Here is a 14,759-nt window from a genome sequence, read left to right as displayed (position 1 = left end):
AATCGATGGTCGTCATGTTTGCTCGGCCATACCGGCTTCCGCCAGCAGCGAAGCCTCGGCCTCGGCGAGAAGAGCCTCGCCCGCTTCGCCATAAACCGGCTCGCGACCGATCTCCAGCATCACCGGAACCGCCAGAGGTGAAACACGCTTCAGGTCACTGTGCACGATTCGTCCGCGAATGCGTGACAGCATCTGACCGAGCCGGCCGATGTCGAGAAGGCCGGTCGCCGCATCGGCCCGCGCCGCCCGCAGCAGAAGGTGCCCCGGCTCGTGCCGGCGCAGCACGTCGTAGATCAGGTCGGTGGAGATGGTCACCTGCCGACCGGTCTTCTCCTTGCCGGGATGGCGCCGCTCGATCAGGCCGGCGATGACGGCGCAGGTGCGAAACGTCCGTTTCATCAACTGGCTTTCATCCAGCCAGGCCTCGAGGTCGTCCCCCAGCATGTCTTCGTCGAATAGCGCGGCAATCGACAGGTCAACCGAGCGTATCGCCGCGCCAAGGTCGGTCAGGCACCAGACCGACAGGGAATAGTCGTTGGCGACGAAGCCCATGGGATTCAGGCCGCGCCGCTCCAGCCGCCGGGTGAGCAGCATGCCGAGCGTCTGGTGGGCCAACCTGCCCTCGAAGGGATAGGCGACGAGATGGAAGCGGTCACCACACGGGAAGGTCTCGACCAGCAACTGGTCGCGTCCGGGGATCACCGAGACGGTGCGCTGCAGTTCCAGCCATTCGGCGACCTGGGACGGCAGCTTTCGCCATTCCGCCGGGTCGGACAGCATCCGCCTGACGCCCTCGGCCAGAAAGGTCGAAAGCGGGAACTTCCCGCCGGCATAGGCCGGCACCTTCGGTTCGCGCGCCGTCGAGCGCGACACATAGACCTCGTTCTCGACCAGCGCCTCGTAGCGCAGGACCTCGCCGGCAAAGAGGAACGTGTCGCCCGAGACGAGACCCTCGATGAAATACTCCTCCACCTCGCCCAGCACCCGTCCGCCGCGCATCAGCGGCCCTGACGGGCCCCGGGTCGCGGACCGGGCACTGCGCACCATCCGCACCTTGAGCATCGGCGATTCGACGATCGTGCCGACATTCATGCGGTAGCGCTGGGCGACGGAGGGATGGGCGACACGCCACAGGCCCTTCTTGTCCTTGCGGATCTTGGCAAAGCGCTCGTACGACTTCAGGGCATAGCCGCCGGTGGCGACGAAGGCGATGACGTCCTGGAACGTCGCCGCGTCGAGCGCCGCGTAGGGTGCCGCCGCCGTCACTTCGGCATAGAGCGCGGCTTCGTCGAGCGGACCGGCGCAGGCCATGCCGAGAACATGCTGGCAGAGCACGTCGAGGGCACCGGTGCGCAGCGGCTCGGTGTCCTGCGCGCCGAGGTCGATGGCCTCCAGCGCGGCGCGGCACTCCATCACCTCGAAGCGGTTGGCCGGAACCAGAACGGCGCGCGAGGGCTCGTCGAGCCGGTGATTGGCCCGGCCGATGCGCTGCATCAGCCGACTCGATCCCTTCGGCGCACCGATGTTGAGGACGAGGTCGACATCGCCCCAGTCGATGCCGAGGTCGAGCGACGAGGTGCAGACGACCGCCTTCAGCTTCCCGGCCGCCATCGCGTCCTCGACCTTGCGCCGCTGCGCGACGTCGAGGGAGCCGTGATGGAGGGCGATCGGCAGGTCCTCCTCGTTGATGGTCCAGAGCAGCTGGAACAGGAGTTCCGCCTGGCTGCGGGTGTTGACGAAGACCAGCGTCGTCCTGTGCGCCTTGATCGCCTCGTAGATCTCGCCTGCCGCGTGGCGTGCCGAATGTCCGGCCCATGGCAGGCGTTCCGCCGTTTCCAGGATCGTCACGTCGGGCCTGGCGCCCGCCGCCGCCATGACGACGGCGGCCCGTGCCGCGCCCGGCCGTTGCGGCGTCAGGAAACGGGCGAGATCATCGGGATCCTTGACTGTCGCCGACAGGCCGACGGTCACGAGATCCGGCGCCAGGGTGAAGAGGCGGGCGAGACCGAGGGCGAGAAGGTCGCCCCGCTTGGAGGTCACAAGCGCGTGCAGCTCGTCGAGCACGACCCGTTTCAGCGACCCGAACAGATAGGGCGCGTCGGCGGAGGCCAGCAGCAGGGCGAGCTGTTCCGGGGTCGTCAGCAGGATGTCCGGCGGATCGGCGCGCTGGCGCTGGCGCTTGGAGGCCGGGGTGTCGCCGGTGCGGGTCTCGATGCGGATGGCGAGGCCCATCTCCTCGGTCGGGCGGTAGAGATTGCGCGCCACGTCGACGGCGAGCGCCTTCAGCGGCGAGATGTAGAGTGTGTGCAGGCCCCGCTGGCGCGGCGGCGGTGCCCGCCCGACAGGTTTTGTCGGCGAATCCGATGCCTTTCGCGCAGGCTTCCCGGCGAGTTCGACCAGCGAGGGGAGGAAGCCCGCAAGGGTCTTGCCGGCGCCCGTCGGTGCCACGAGCAACGCCGATCGCCCGTCCTGCGCTAGCCGCAGGAGGTCGAGCTGGTGGGCCCGCGGCGCCCAGCCACGCCCGGCGAACCAGGCGCCGAACCGCTCTGGCAGCAGCAGCGCGTCGGTCAGATCGGCATCATGGCGGGCGGACATGGCCGACAGAACTAAACAAGAACGGCGCGGAGGGGAAGGGCGCGCTGCGCCTCAGGGACAGCCCCAGGGCAGAAACGTACTCGCCATCCCGGCATTCAGCGCGCGGACGGTCATGATATTGGCGAGATCCGTCTCGCGCGCCGAGCGCGGGCAGACTCGGGCCGGGCCGAGGCAGCCGCCGGCGATGAACCTTCCGTGGGCCGCGAGAAACTCCGGCGCCAGGCCGCTCGTTCCATGGCGCTTCAGCGCCTCGTCCCAGCCCTGGCTGTAGCGGTGGCACTTTTCCTCCGTCCAGCTGCGCGGGGATGAGGGCTGGGCGCCGGGCGCTGCGACGCCGACCATCAGCAGCGCCGCGCAGGCGAGGCCGGCTGGAAAGTGGGAGGGAATGAACATGCCGGAGCCTGTGAGCGACCGCGCCGGCGCGGTCAAGGGCGAGACGACGGATCAGGCGATCAGCTTCAGTGCCCTGAAGCTGGCATGGCCGTCGCGGCCGACGATGATGTGGTCATGCACGGTGATACCCAGCGGCCGGGCGATGTCGACGATCTGCTGGGTCATCAGGATATCGGGCCGCGACGGCGTCGGATCGCCGGACGGGTGGTTGTGCACCAGGATCACGGCGGTCGATGACAGCTCCAGCGCCCGTTTCACCAACTCACGCGGATAGACCGGCGTGTGGTCGACCGTGCCCTCGCCCTGCACCTCGTCGGCGATCAGCGCGTTCTTCCGGTCGAGATAAAGCACGCGAAACTGCTCGCGCTCGGCAAAGGCCATGGCGGTGCGGCAATAGTCGATCAGCGCCGCCCATGAGGACAGCACCGGGCGACGGGAGATCTCGGCGCGTCCCATGCGCCGCGCCGCGGCGTGGACGAGCCTCAGCTCGGTGGCGACGGTGGCGGTGACGCCTTCAACCTCCGCGAGCCGCGGTTCGGGTGCGGCGAGGACGTCGGCGAAGGAGCCGAAGCGCTTCAGCAGCGCCTTGGCGAGGGGTTTGACGTCACGCCGCGGAATGGCGCGGAACAGGATCAGCTCGAGGAGTTCGTAATCCGCCAGTGCCTCCGCTCCGGCCTCGCGGAAGCGGCTGCGCAGCCTCTCGCGATGGCCGTGAAAATGCGGCGCTTCTGCCAAACCGCGAGCGTCGTCGGCCGGTGGTGAGGTGGTGTCGATGGCCATGTCTCCATCCCCGTCGCGACCGTAGCGGACAATCGCAGCGGACAGCCCTCCGGTTGTTTGCGGATGCTTGCCCATCGGTCCTTCGGCGGAGCATCGGCCGCTTGCCCTCCGCGGCGGGGCGGGAGACTGTCGCCGGCGCGACAGGGAGGCGACGACCATGGGGACGTTCAGGGCGGTGGTGGTCACCAAGACCGAAACCGGCACGCAGGCGGCGCTGGCGCGCTTCGACGAGGCCGACCTGATGGACGGTGACGTCACGGTGCGGGTCTCGCATTCGACCCTCAACTACAAGGACGGCCTCGCCCTGACCGGCAAGGCGCCGGTGGTGCGCCGCTTCCCGATGATTCCCGGGATCGATTTCGCCGGCATCGTCGAGACCTCTGCCCATGCCGACTTCAGGCCGGGCGACGCCGTCATCCTCAACGGCTGGGGCACCGGCGAGACCCATCTGGGCGCCTATGCCGAAAAGACGCGCGTCAAGGGCGACTGGCTGGTGCCGCTGCCCGAGGGCCTCACCGCCGCCGAGGCCATGGCCGTCGGCACTGCGGGCTATACCGCCATGCTCTGCGTCATGGCGCTGGAGCGCCACGGCATCACGCCCGAACGCGGCCCGCTGGTGGTGACGGGTGCGGCCGGCGGCGTCGGCTCGGTCGCGACCGCCCTTCTCGCCCGCCGCGGCTATCACGTCGTCGCCTCCACCGGCCGGCCGCAGGAGGCGGACTATCTGAAGTCCCTCGGCGCCGCCGAGATCATCGACCGCGCCGAACTCTCCGCTCCCGGCCGCGCGCTCGGCAAGGAGCGCTGGGCCGGCGGCATCGATTCCGTCGGCTCGCACACCCTTGCCAATGTGCTCTCCATGACGCGTTATGGTGGTGCGGTCGCCGCCTGCGGCCTCGCCCAGGGCATGGACCTGCCGACGACCGTCGCGCCCTTCATCCTGCGCGGCGTCTCGCTGCTCGGCGTCGATTCGGTCATGGCCCCGAAGACGCTGCGGCTGGAAGCCTGGTCGCGGCTCGCGACTGAACTCGATCGCGGTAGCCTCGCCCGCATCACCTCCACCATTCCGCTGGAAGCGGTGATCGAGGCGGGTGCGGCCATCCTCGAAGGGCGGATCCGCGGCCGCGTCGTGGTCACGATCGACTGACAGACTGGTCTGGAACACCCGCGGCATCGCGGCGTTGACGCCCGGAGGATCAGGATCAGTCCATGCCGACGAAGCGCACCGCCCTGACGCTCGTTCTCATCGCTTTCGCCGGCCTTGCCGGTGGTTCCGGCCCGCTCCGTGCCCAGGTCGGCTATCCACCGCCGGCGCCGGGCATGGCGCCGCCCTCCTTCGGCAATCCGACGCAGCAGCATTTCGAGATCCTGCGCCAGCGGGACAGCGACCGGCGCTCGTTCGACAGCTTTCAGCGCAGCCAGCAGCGTGAAACCGACCGCAATCTCGAAACACTGCGCCGCCAGCAACGCGACCAGCAGCGCCAGCGCGATGCCGATCGTCGTCGGGGACGCGACGCGGACGAGGCCCGTACCGCTCCCGGCCGCGCGGTACAGGGAGGAGGGGCCCGCCGGACGCTGACCGAGGCCGAGCGGGATCGGATCAACCGTGCGGCGACGCAGTCGCGGTCGACGGGCACACCCTCCATCATGATCGAGGATTCGCCGCGTCGCCGCTGATATCGCCAGCAGCCACCAGCGGTCTCGGCGAGGCGATGGTATTTGCACCGCAAAAGAGCCATGATCTCTGCGGAACCTGATCATTGATGTCCCGCACGCGTCTCATCATCGTCGCTGTCGTCTGCGCCCTTATCGGCTGCGCCGCTCTGGCGACCTTTTCGTACAACCGGCCGACGACGGTCACCATCGCGGTGGGGCCGTCCGGGTCGGAAGCGGCGCGTCTGATCGACGCGTTCCGCGTGGCCCTGCAACGCGAGCGCTCCAGCGTGCGTCTGCGTCTCGTCTCATCCGATTCGCCCTCCGACAGCGCCGCCAAGCTGGAGCGCGAGGAGGTCGACTTCGCCATCGTCAGGGCCGACATCGCCTTTCCCCCCAGCGCCATGACCGTGGCGACCTGGCAGCGCAACCCGGTCATCCTGGCGGCACCGGCTGCCGCCGGCATCGAGCGCTGGACGGATCTCGGCGGCAAGACGATCGGCGTCATGGGACGCGGCATCGGCTACAATGCCCGTCTGATCCAGACCATTCTGCGCGAACACGGTGTTCAGCCCTCGACCGTGCGGATGGTCGAGGTCCTGCCCTGGGAGACGGCGGAAATCTTCCGCAAAAAGCAGATCGAGGCGCTGGTCACCGTCGGCCCGCCCTCTTCGAAGCCTGTCGCCGACGCCATCGCCGGCCTCGTGCGCGAGACGCCAGACGGCAAGGTCACCTTCGTGCCGGTGCGCGAGGCCGAAGCGGTCGCCGACCGGGTCGTCTTTCTGGAATCGATGGACATCGTCGCCGGCTCCTTCGGGTCGAACCCGCCCCGGCCGACGGAGAGCTTCCCGACGCTCGGCGTCGTGCACTATCTCGTGGCGCGCCGCAGCGTCGACGATGCGGTGGCCGCCGAATTCACCCAGCAGCTGTTCACCCTGCGCCCTTCGTTCGCCGCCCAGCACCCCGCTGCAAACCGTCTGGAAGTGCCTGATACGGAAAAGGGATCCTCGATCCAGGTCCACCCCGGCGCCCTCGCCTATCTGACGGGTGAGCAGAAGACCTTTCTCGAAAAATACAGCGATTTCCTCTATCTGACCATTTTCGGCCTGTCCCTCGGCGGCTCGGCGCTCGCCGGGGCGGCCGGCTATTTCGGCGTCGGCCGACGTGAGAAGGACCCGGGGTTCCTGCCTGAAGTATTGCTTCTCCTCCGACAGGCTCGCGCCTCCGACGACACCGACGTGCTCGACGAGATCGCCAAGCGCGCCGACGACATCTTCGTCGAATCCATCGAGGCGTCGAAACGGCCCGGCTTCGACTCGAGCCAGTTCGCCACACTCACCCTCGCCCTCGACCGGCTGAACACCTCCATCGCCGACCGTCAGCGCGCGATCGCCATGATGTATGACGACGAGGATGAGGAACAGCCGGCGGCGGCAGCCGCACCGGTGGCCATGACCGTCGCGCGGGGGTGACGGGGCGGGCGTGCAAAGCTATAGGATCGGTCCGTCGCCGTTGAGGAGGACCGTGGTGATAGCGCCCCGGATCGAGAGCCGGACCAGTACGATCGAGGAAGCCTGCATCGCCAAGGGCATGCGGATGACCGATCAGCGCCGCGTCATCGCCCGCGTCATCGAGGCGGCGGCCGATCATCCCGACGTCGAGGAACTGCACCGGCGGGCCAATGCCGTCGATTCGAACATCTCCCTGTCGACGGTCTACCGGACCGTCAAGCTGTTCGAGGATTCCGGCATCATCACCCGACACGCCTTCGGTGACGGACGCGCCCGCTACGAGACCATCCCGGAAGCCCATCACGACCATCTGATCGACCTCCGGTCGGGCCGGGTCGTCGAGTTCCAGTCGGAGGAAATCGAGCGGCTGCAGGCCGAGATCGCCCGCAAGCTCGGCTACCGGCTGGTCGACCATCGCCTCGAACTCTATTGCGTGCCGCTCGATGAAGAATCCTGACAGGCCGGGCACGGAGTTCGGCCGCGGCGGTCCGAGCATCTTCGATTCGATCCGGGCCCTGGTCTGGCTGGCGCTGCTGATCGCCGCGGCGCTGGTGCTGCTGCCCGCCCAGATGATCGCCCACGGCTTCGGTCTCAACGCCCGCCGCACCATCCCCATGCTGTTCCATCGGATCGTGCTCAAGGCCCTCGGCGCCCGGATCACGGTGCGCGGCGAGGCGACCACGCACCGGCCGGCGCTCTTCGTGCCCAACCACGTCACCTGGATGGACATCATGGTGCTCGGCGCCTTCGCGCCGGTCTCGTTCGTCGCCAAGGCGGAGATCGCCAACTGGCCGCTCTTCGGTTATCTCGCCAAGCTGCAGCGGTCGATCTTCGTGGATCGTGACCGCCGCCACACCACCTCGCGGACGGCGCAGGAAATGATCGCCCGCATGCGCGAGGGCGAGCCCGTCGTGCTCTTCGCCGAGGGCACGTCCTCCGACGGCAACCGCGTCCTGCGCTTCCGCCCCGCCCTGGTGGGAGCCGCCGAAAGCCTCGCCCGCGCCACCGGCGAGACCGTCTGGATCCAGCCGATCGCGCTGGCCTATCGCCGCATCAACGGCCTGCCGGCAGGCCGCCAGCACCGCTCCCGCATTTCCTGGATCGGCGACATCGAACTGGTGCCCCATGCCTGGGCGCTGCTGAAGGACGGCGCCGTCGACGTCGACCTCATCTTCGGTAACCCCGTGCCCTTCGATCCGAGCGCCGACCGCAAGGCCATCGCCCATTTCCTCGAGCAACGTGTCCGCGGCCTGCACGCCTCGGCCCTGACCGGCAAAGACGACAACCTGCCGCCGCTCGCCGCCCTGTGAGCATCGCGGCCGCGCGCGCCGCTCTTCAGGCCAGCCCGAGCTTCGCCATCATCGCGTCGAGCCGCTCGGCGGCGACCGGCATCACCGCCGGGACAGCGGTCCAGACGAGCCAGGCCTCGACCCGCCGTCCCGGCAGGATCTCGGCCAGCAGCGCACGGTAGATGGCGAGCTGCGCCACATAGCTCTCCGGCACGTCCTCAGGGCGCGTCGGGGCCGGATCATTGGTCTTGAAGTCGGCGATGATGACGGACAGGGGCGTCACCACCAGCCGGTCGATCTGGCCGGAGACCGTCTTGCCGCCGAGCTGTCCGGCGACCGGCACCTCGGCCCGGCTGCGCGGACCGAAGAGCGGGGCGACCCGCGGGTCCGCCATCAGCCGGAGCGCCTCGGCCGCCAGTCCGGCCGCCACCACCGCGTCGATGTCGCTCTGCGCCGCCAGAAAGCGCTGCGCCGCCTCGGCCTGCCTGTCGGGCGGAAGGTCGGGCAGTGATTGCAGCAGACGATGGATGATCGTGCCGCGCCGGATCGCCGCCTCGCGGCTCTTCAGCGCCTCCCCGGACGTTCGGCGGCCGGGCGTGCCGCCGAAGCCCGACGGTGTCAGGGTCCGCGGCGGCGGCGCGACGGCGGGTGCGGCCGTCTGCAGCCAGTGCGGCACGGGAACGGCAGCCGGCGCGCTCCGCGCGGCCGGCGCCCGCTCGGCCGGGAGGGGCGGCCCCTTGCGCCAGCGTTTCACGGTGCCGTCGCCGTCATCGGCCGGCTCCTCGACCGCTTCGCTGCCGATGGTGCGGTCGACGATGTCGTACCAGACATCGGAAACGGCGCGCTTCGGCCGCGCCCCGCAGACGATGAGCCGGTCGGCGGCCCGCGTCATCGCGACATAGAGCAGGCGGCGATACTCCTCCGCCTGCGCCTCGCGACTGGCCTTTCGCGCCTCCGCCACCAGCCCGACATCGGTCTTCGACGATGGCGACCAGACGAGGCGCGGCGGTGAGCCGACCGGCGCATTGGGCGGCTGGATGGCGAAGATCTTCGGGTCGTGGCTGCCGCCGGGCTTGCCCATCGTGTCGGCGAGGAAGACGATGTCGGCTTCCAGCCCCTTGGCACCGTGGACGGTCATGACGCGCACCTCGTCGCGGCCGAGCTCCATGTCGCGCTTCACGTTGAGCTCGCTCGCCCGCATGGACGACAGGAACCCGCGCAGGGTCGGGATGTCCGTCGTCTCGAAGGACAGCGCCATTGACATGAACTCGTCCAGCGCGTCGGCGGCCTCCGAACCGAGGCGTGCCAGCATGGCGCGCCGGCCGCGGTCGCGCGCCAGCACCCGGCCGTAGAAGGCGGCGGGCGAAAGGGCGAGCGCCTCGTCCCGCCAGCCGGCGAGCCGGGCCGCCGCCGGGTGCTCATCCTCCACCAAGGCGTTCCAAAGCGACCCGGAACGGCCCGCGGCCAGTTCCAGCAGGTCATCCTCGCTGATGCCGATCAGCGGGCTCTTCAGCACGGCAGCGAGCGACAGGTCGTCCTCGGGCGTCAGCAGGCAGTCGCCGAGCGCCAGCAGGTCCATGACGGCGATATGCTCGCCCAGCACGAGGCGATCGGCACCCGCCACCGGCACGCCGGCATTTTTCAGCGCCCGGATGATGCTTTCGAAGATCGGCCCGCGCCGCCGCACCAGGACGAGAATGTCACCGGCGCGGATCGGCCGGTCGCGGTCGGGCAGGCGGTGCCCCTCGTCGAGCCACAGCCTGACATGGCAGGCGATCCGCGCCGCCAGCCGTTCCGCGGGATCACCGAGGCCGGGTGCGTCCACCGGAGCGGTCCAGGGCGAGGGATCCTCTCCGGCCTCCGGCAGGGCGGCCGGCCAGAGCTCCACGAGACCGGGTGCGGCTTGCCGCGCCGCCTCGTGCGGCGACAGCGGGCCCGGCGCGAAGGACAGGCCCTTGCGCGCATCGTCGTCGGCGAAGACGCGGTCGACGGCGCTGAGGACGGCCTTGGTCGAGCGGAACGAGAAGTTGAGGCTGATATTGCGTTCGAAGGGCCGTTTGGCCGCTGCGAACCGCCGCGCGAAGGCATCGCGCAGTGTGCTGAAGTTCTGCGGCACCGCGCCCTGGAACGAATAGATCGACTGTTTCTCGTCGCCGACCACGAAAAGGGTGCGCGGCATGCCGCGCGCGCCCTCGCCGGCGGTGAACTCCTCGATCAGGGCGCTGACGATTTCCCACTGGTCGGGGCTGGTATCCTGCGCCTCGTCCACCAGCACATGGTCGATGCCCTGGTCGAGCTTGTAGAGGATCCAGGGCGCCGAGCCGTTGCGGAACAGGTCGCGCGTCCGGACGATCAGGTCGGCGAAATCCAGCGCTCCCCGCGCCGCCTTGTCGGCTTCCACCCGCTGCGAGATGGCCTGGGCGAGGGTGAGCAGGGCGGCCGTGCCGTCGCGCAGGACGGCGGCCTTGCGCTTCAGCCGCAGCGCCTCGAGCCGGTCCTTCTCCCGGCCGAACAGCTCCGCCAGCTTCGGCTCGCGGGATTTCATCTTCGCCGTGACGATCGTCTTCCGCGGCTCGCCTGCCAGGGTGAAGTAGATCTGCTCGTAGATGTCGCTGCGCCGTGTCGCGTCGCGGGCAGCCTGTCGCAGCGCCGCCGCAACGGCCTTGTCGGTGACGGCGTCGGAGTTGTGGATCAGCGTGTCGGCGACCCCCTCCCATTCGCCGGGCGGCAGTTCCGCCTCGTCGACGATGGCCGCGGTCAACGCCGCTTCGGTTTCGCCGGGCAGGAGCCCGAACGTGTCTCCGAGCGTCGCGATCGCCCGCGCCAGGCCGCCCCGGGCGGCGATGTCCTGCTCCATGGCGTGGCGGGCGGCGAGTGCCTCGCCGAGAAGGTCGTCCACCGTCGTGTCGGCAGCGACCGTCGACAGATGGGCGAGCGCCCGGCCGGTCTCGCCGTCGGGTTCCGCCGCGGCCTCCAGAAGGACACCGAGCTTGGCCCGGCGCACCATCTCCTCGTGGGCCCGCTCGTCGAGCACGGTGAACTGCGAGGCGACATTGGCCTCGAAGGGGAACTGATGCAGCACCCTTTCGCAGAAGGCGTGGATCGTCTGCACCTTCAGCCCGCCTGGCGTTTCCAGCGCTTCGGCGAAGAGGCGGCGCGCCCGGCGCAGCGTGGCGTCGTCGTGGTCCTGGCCGTCCAGCGCATGGAGGGCCTCCCGCAGCGCCGGATCGTCCAGCAGCGCCCATTGTCCCAGCAGTTCAAAGACGCGGTTCGCCATGGTGGCCGCCGCCGCCTTGGTGAACGTAAGGCACAGGATGGCCCCCGGCGGAGTGCCGGCCAGCATCAAGCGGACGACGCGGCGCGCCAGCACATAGGTCTTGCCCGAGCCGGCATTGGCCGAAACCCAGGCCGAATGCGCGGGATCGGAGGCTTTGCGCTGGGCGATGACCGCTTCCGGCGGGGCGGCGAGGCTGCGGCTCATTCGCTCTCTCCCGTGCCGGTCGACCATTCCTTGACGCGGGCGAGATGGGCATAGTCGCCCGATCGGCCGCCGACATATTGCGGCATGGCCCAGGAGAGATAGCCGCGGCTCTCGTCCTCATAGGCGGCGATGAGCTGCTTCAGCCCGGCGAGCGTGTCCTCGACCAGGGTCTCGACGCCGGCCTTGACTGTCACGGGGCAGAACTCGCCGGCCGGATCACGGCCGCCGAGCTTGGCATAGACGAGGGCGTCGACCTTCAGGTCGGGATGGATTTCGGCGAAACCGCCCGCCTTCAGCACGGCTGCTTCCAGCGCCAACTGCGGGGCGAGGCCTGAATTGACCTGCTTGTCGGTCGGCGGGCTGCCGGTCTTGTAGTCGACGATCTCGGCGCGCCCGTCCTCCGTCACGTCGATCCTGTCGGCCTTGGTAGTCAGCCGGAAGACGCGGCCGGCCTGCGTCTCGAATTCGAGATGGCCCGACCGCTCCGCATGGGCAGCGGCGAAGAGCCGGCGCCGGTCGGCATCGGCTCCGGCGAACCAGGCGGCGATACGCAGGTAGCGCGGCCACCAGACGGCGCGCACCGACGGATCGTCCCAGTAGGGCGCGAAAGCCTCGCGGCCCAGCGTGACGAGACGGCCGACGGGATCGGCGACCGGGCTCGCCGACGCCGCGCGCGTATAGGCGTCCAGCGCGCCGTGGATGACGATGCCGCGCTCGACGGCGCCGGGAACCTGGTCGAGCGCCTCCAGCGCGCGCAGTTTCAGGATATGCCGCGCGTAGACCGCATAGGGGTCGCGCTGCAGCGTCTCGATTTCGGTGACCGAGAGCCGTGTCGGCCGGAGTGCCAGCGGCGGCGCCGGACGGGGACGGGCGATGGGACGCGCGGTCTCCTCCGCGTCGAGTTTCTGGGCGAGGGCGAGGACCTGCTCGCCGCGCGCGCGGAGGCCCGCCCACGACTCCGCGCCGAGCACGACGGCGAGGCGCTGCATCCAGCGCGACGGCACGGTCGGCACGCCGCCCGCCTTGGTCGCACGCGTCAGCACCACCTGCCGCTGCCCGAGGAGCTGGCAGAAGTCGTGGGCGGCGAGGCCCACCCGCCGCTCCGGCGGATCGATGCCGAAGCTCGCCCGCATGGCGCGGTTGAGCCAAGGGTCGAGCCGCGTCTCGCCGGGCCAGGAGCCCTCCACCAGGCCCGCCATCACGACACAGTCGACGTGCAGCAGCCGCGCCTCGACGAGGCCGAGAATGCGGATGCGCGCCCCCGGATTGGCCGGCAGGCGGATCGTTTCGGTCTGCAGAAGCGCGTCGAGGGCGGAAGGATAGTCGTCGCGCCCCAGCGGGAAGGTCGCTGCCGGCGGGGAGGCCGCGAGCTGGTCGAGGAGGTCGGTGACGGCCTCGGCGCCGATCGCGTCGGGGTCGAGGCCGAGGCGCCGGGCCACCTCGCGGTGGGCCGTGGCAAAGGCGGCGATCGGCGCCTGCCGGTCCAGCGTCGCCAGCGGTTCGAGGGCGGCGATGGTCCGACCGAGCAGCGCCCGGCCGGCTTCCAGCGCCACCCCGTTCACCCGGCTCGCCGCATCCTCGGGCCGCGGCCTTTGGCTCGGCAGGGTTTCGTCGAGCAGGCGGGCTAAACCGGCGAGGCCGCCGGACGGCCTCAGTCCCCGCAGCGCCTTCAGCTCGATGGCGGCGATCGCCGCGTCCCGCGTCGCCTCGTCGTCCCGGGACAGCGCCGGATGGGCGAGGAGGGCGAGCAGATCCGACGGCGAGGGCTCGCCGAGCGCCAGCGCCGCCGAGAGCCGCACCACTGTCGCGGCCGGCGTGCCGGCGAGCGGCTGGCCGCCGGAATCGTCGACCGCAACGTTCCAGCGGGCGAGTTCCGCCACGACGCGGCGGGCGAGCGCCCGGTCGGGCGTCACCAGCGCCGCATCGCGGGCGGGATCCTCCGCCACCTGGCGAAGGACGACGGCGACCGCTAGCGCCTCCTCGCGTTCGTTGGCCGCTTCGATGACGGTCAGGCCGTCCAGTGCCTCGGCGGTGGCCGTGGTCGGCGCCTCCACCCACCTGTCGGTCGTGGCGGCCGGGCGCATGGCGTCCGACACCAGGGCCTCGCGGCCGAAGGTGGCGGGCGGTGTCAGGATCACCACCGAGTCGCGGTCGATCCCGACATGGTCGATGAGGCGCTTCAGGCCATATTGCGGATGGGCATGGGCCGCGGCACCCGCCGCCCCGCCGATCGCCGTCCAGGACTCTCCGTCGAGATCGGTATCGAGGCCGGGCAGGATCAGCGCGCCGCGCGGATGCAGCGCCACCATGCGCAGCAGGTCGCGCGTCGCGGGAATCGAGCCCGTCGATCCCGCCGCGACCAGCGGCCCGGTCGTCGCGGCGAGGCGGATCGTCTCGGCGGCGATGATACGGTCGCGGCGAATCGCCGGCTCCTTCTGGCCGAGGGTTTCGAGATGGGCCGGCCAGTGCTCGCGGGCGATCGTCAGAAAGGCGCGGGTGATCCGCCAGAACTCGTCGAGCCCGGCGTCGACGATGCCGTCGAGGTTCGACCAGGGCACCCGCTCCGTCGCCACCTGGTCCATCAGCCGCATCAGATCGGCGGCCAGCGACAGGGCGTCGGCCGTCGCCGTCGAGACGATCAGCGGATCATCGCCCTTGAGGCGCATCACCGCCCTGTCGACGCTTTCTGCCCACCGCCGCACCAGGGTCGCGAGGGTCAGGCGGCGGTCTAGCCCCGGCATGGCCGGGCCGATGGCGGCAAGGCCGAGGACGTCGAGCGGCAGCGGATCGGCGAAGGCCCATTCGTCCTCGTCGACATCGCCGATCGGCGTGATTCGCGGCAGCAGCACCGCGCCCGCCGGCGTCAGTTCGGCGAAGATGTCGCGCATGGTGCGGCAGGCGCGCCGGTTCGGCAGCAGGATCGTGCCCGCCGCCAGCGACAGGGGGTCACCCGGATCCGGCCAGCCGGGAATGACCCGGCCGGCCAGGATCGCCTCCGCCAGCGTCCGCAGATGCGGTCGCGAGGCGGGAATCGTCAGGGCGCGCGGATGGCTCGGCATG

Annotated in this window: 10 protein-coding genes; 5 read left to right on the top strand and 5 right to left on the bottom strand. The window is 70.2% G+C overall.

Going from position 1 to position 14,759, the window contains the following annotated elements:
• Window positions 1-12 precede the first annotated feature (12 nt).
• The 3 genes from Q8O26_RS05950 to radC are packed head-to-tail and all read right to left on the bottom strand — an operon-like array spanning window position 13 to window position 3,768.
• The gene (locus tag Q8O26_RS05950) at window positions 13-2,595 is read right to left on the bottom strand and encodes a ligase-associated DNA damage response DEXH box helicase (protein WP_305574452.1); all 2,583 of its coding nucleotides are present in this window, start codon (window positions 2,593-2,595) and stop codon (window positions 13-15) included.
• Window positions 2,596-2,646: 51 nt separating this feature from the next.
• Complete coding sequence (locus Q8O26_RS05945) at window positions 2,647-2,988, bottom strand: hypothetical protein (protein WP_305574450.1); 342 nt, start codon at window positions 2,986-2,988, stop codon at window positions 2,647-2,649.
• Between the two features lie 51 nt (window positions 2,989-3,039).
• Window positions 3,040-3,768, bottom strand: a complete 729-nt coding sequence (gene radC / locus Q8O26_RS05940; protein ID WP_305574448.1) for a DNA repair protein RadC — start codon at window positions 3,766-3,768, stop codon at window positions 3,040-3,042.
• Between the two features lie 157 nt (window positions 3,769-3,925).
• Between radC and Q8O26_RS05935 the strand changes: the two genes are divergently transcribed.
• From Q8O26_RS05935 to Q8O26_RS05915, 5 genes are all read left to right on the top strand, one after another.
• Window positions 3,926-4,912 carry an MDR family oxidoreductase gene (locus Q8O26_RS05935; RefSeq protein ID WP_305574446.1) on the top strand — a complete coding sequence of 329 codons (987 nt, stop codon included), beginning with the start codon at window positions 3,926-3,928 and terminating at the stop codon, window positions 4,910-4,912.
• Window positions 4,913-4,974: 62 nt separating this feature from the next.
• A complete protein-coding gene (locus tag Q8O26_RS05930) occupies window positions 4,975-5,442 on the top strand; it encodes a hypothetical protein (RefSeq protein WP_305574444.1) in 468 nt (155 codons plus the stop codon).
• Window positions 5,443-5,528: 86 nt separating this feature from the next.
• A complete protein-coding gene (locus Q8O26_RS05925) occupies window positions 5,529-6,890 on the top strand; it encodes a TAXI family TRAP transporter solute-binding subunit (RefSeq protein ID WP_305574442.1) in 1,362 nt (453 codons plus the stop codon).
• A gap of 118 nt (window positions 6,891-7,008) precedes the next feature.
• Window positions 7,009-7,386, top strand: a complete 378-nt coding sequence (locus tag Q8O26_RS05920; RefSeq protein WP_305574626.1) for a Fur family transcriptional regulator — start codon at window positions 7,009-7,011, stop codon at window positions 7,384-7,386.
• A complete protein-coding gene (locus Q8O26_RS05915; RefSeq protein ID WP_305574440.1) occupies window positions 7,373-8,239 on the top strand; it encodes a 1-acyl-sn-glycerol-3-phosphate acyltransferase in 867 nt (288 codons plus the stop codon). Before Q8O26_RS05920 ends, Q8O26_RS05915 begins: the two co-directional genes overlap by 14 nt.
• Before the next feature lie 25 nt (window positions 8,240-8,264).
• Here Q8O26_RS05915 and addA read toward each other — a convergent pair whose 3' ends face one another.
• Together addA and addB are read right to left on the bottom strand one after the other, a co-directional pair.
• On the bottom strand, window positions 8,265-11,699 hold the full coding sequence (addA, locus tag Q8O26_RS05910) for a double-strand break repair helicase AddA (protein WP_305574438.1): 3,435 nt from the start codon (window positions 11,697-11,699) through the stop codon (window positions 8,265-8,267).
• Window positions 11,696-14,758, bottom strand: coding sequence for a double-strand break repair protein AddB (addB, locus tag Q8O26_RS05905; protein WP_305574436.1), 3,063 nt, complete (start codon window positions 14,756-14,758; stop codon window positions 11,696-11,698). Before addB ends, addA begins: the two co-directional genes overlap by 4 nt.
• Window position 14,759 lies beyond the last annotated feature (1 nt).

Source organism: Phreatobacter sp., assembly GCF_030691135.1.
In the GTDB taxonomy this organism is placed as follows: domain Bacteria; phylum Pseudomonadota; class Alphaproteobacteria; order Rhizobiales; family Phreatobacteraceae; genus Phreatobacter.
The sequence above is the reverse complement of the archived record's forward strand: the minus strand, read 5'-3'. Positions and strand labels throughout refer to the sequence as shown.

Excerpts from the sequence above, each read along its gene's own strand:
- Q8O26_RS05925 (WP_305574442.1), top strand. The coding sequence starts at position 5,529 with ATGTCCCGCACGCGTCTCATCATCGTCGCTGTCGTCTGCGCCCTTATC.
- Q8O26_RS05930 (WP_305574444.1), top strand. The coding sequence starts at position 4,975 with ATGCCGACGAAGCGCACCGCCCTGACGCTCGTTCTCATCGCTTTCGCC.
- Q8O26_RS05915 (WP_305574440.1), top strand. The coding sequence starts at position 7,373 with ATGAAGAATCCTGACAGGCCGGGCACGGAGTTCGGCCGCGGCGGTCCG.
- Q8O26_RS05920 (WP_305574626.1), top strand. The coding sequence starts at position 7,009 with ATGCGGATGACCGATCAGCGCCGCGTCATCGCCCGCGTCATCGAGGCG.
- Q8O26_RS05945 (WP_305574450.1), bottom strand. The coding sequence starts at position 2,988 with ATGTTCATTCCCTCCCACTTTCCAGCCGGCCTCGCCTGCGCGGCGCTG.
- addA (WP_305574438.1), bottom strand. The coding sequence starts at position 11,699 with ATGAGCCGCAGCCTCGCCGCCCCGCCGGAAGCGGTCATCGCCCAGCGC.
- Q8O26_RS05950 (WP_305574452.1), bottom strand. The coding sequence starts at position 2,595 with ATGTCCGCCCGCCATGATGCCGATCTGACCGACGCGCTGCTGCTGCCA.
- radC (WP_305574448.1), bottom strand. The coding sequence starts at position 3,768 with ATGGCCATCGACACCACCTCACCACCGGCCGACGACGCTCGCGGTTTG.
- Q8O26_RS05935 (WP_305574446.1), top strand. The coding sequence starts at position 3,926 with ATGGGGACGTTCAGGGCGGTGGTGGTCACCAAGACCGAAACCGGCACG.
- addB (WP_305574436.1), bottom strand. The coding sequence starts at position 14,758 with ATGCCGAGCCATCCGCGCGCCCTGACGATTCCCGCCTCGCGACCGCAT.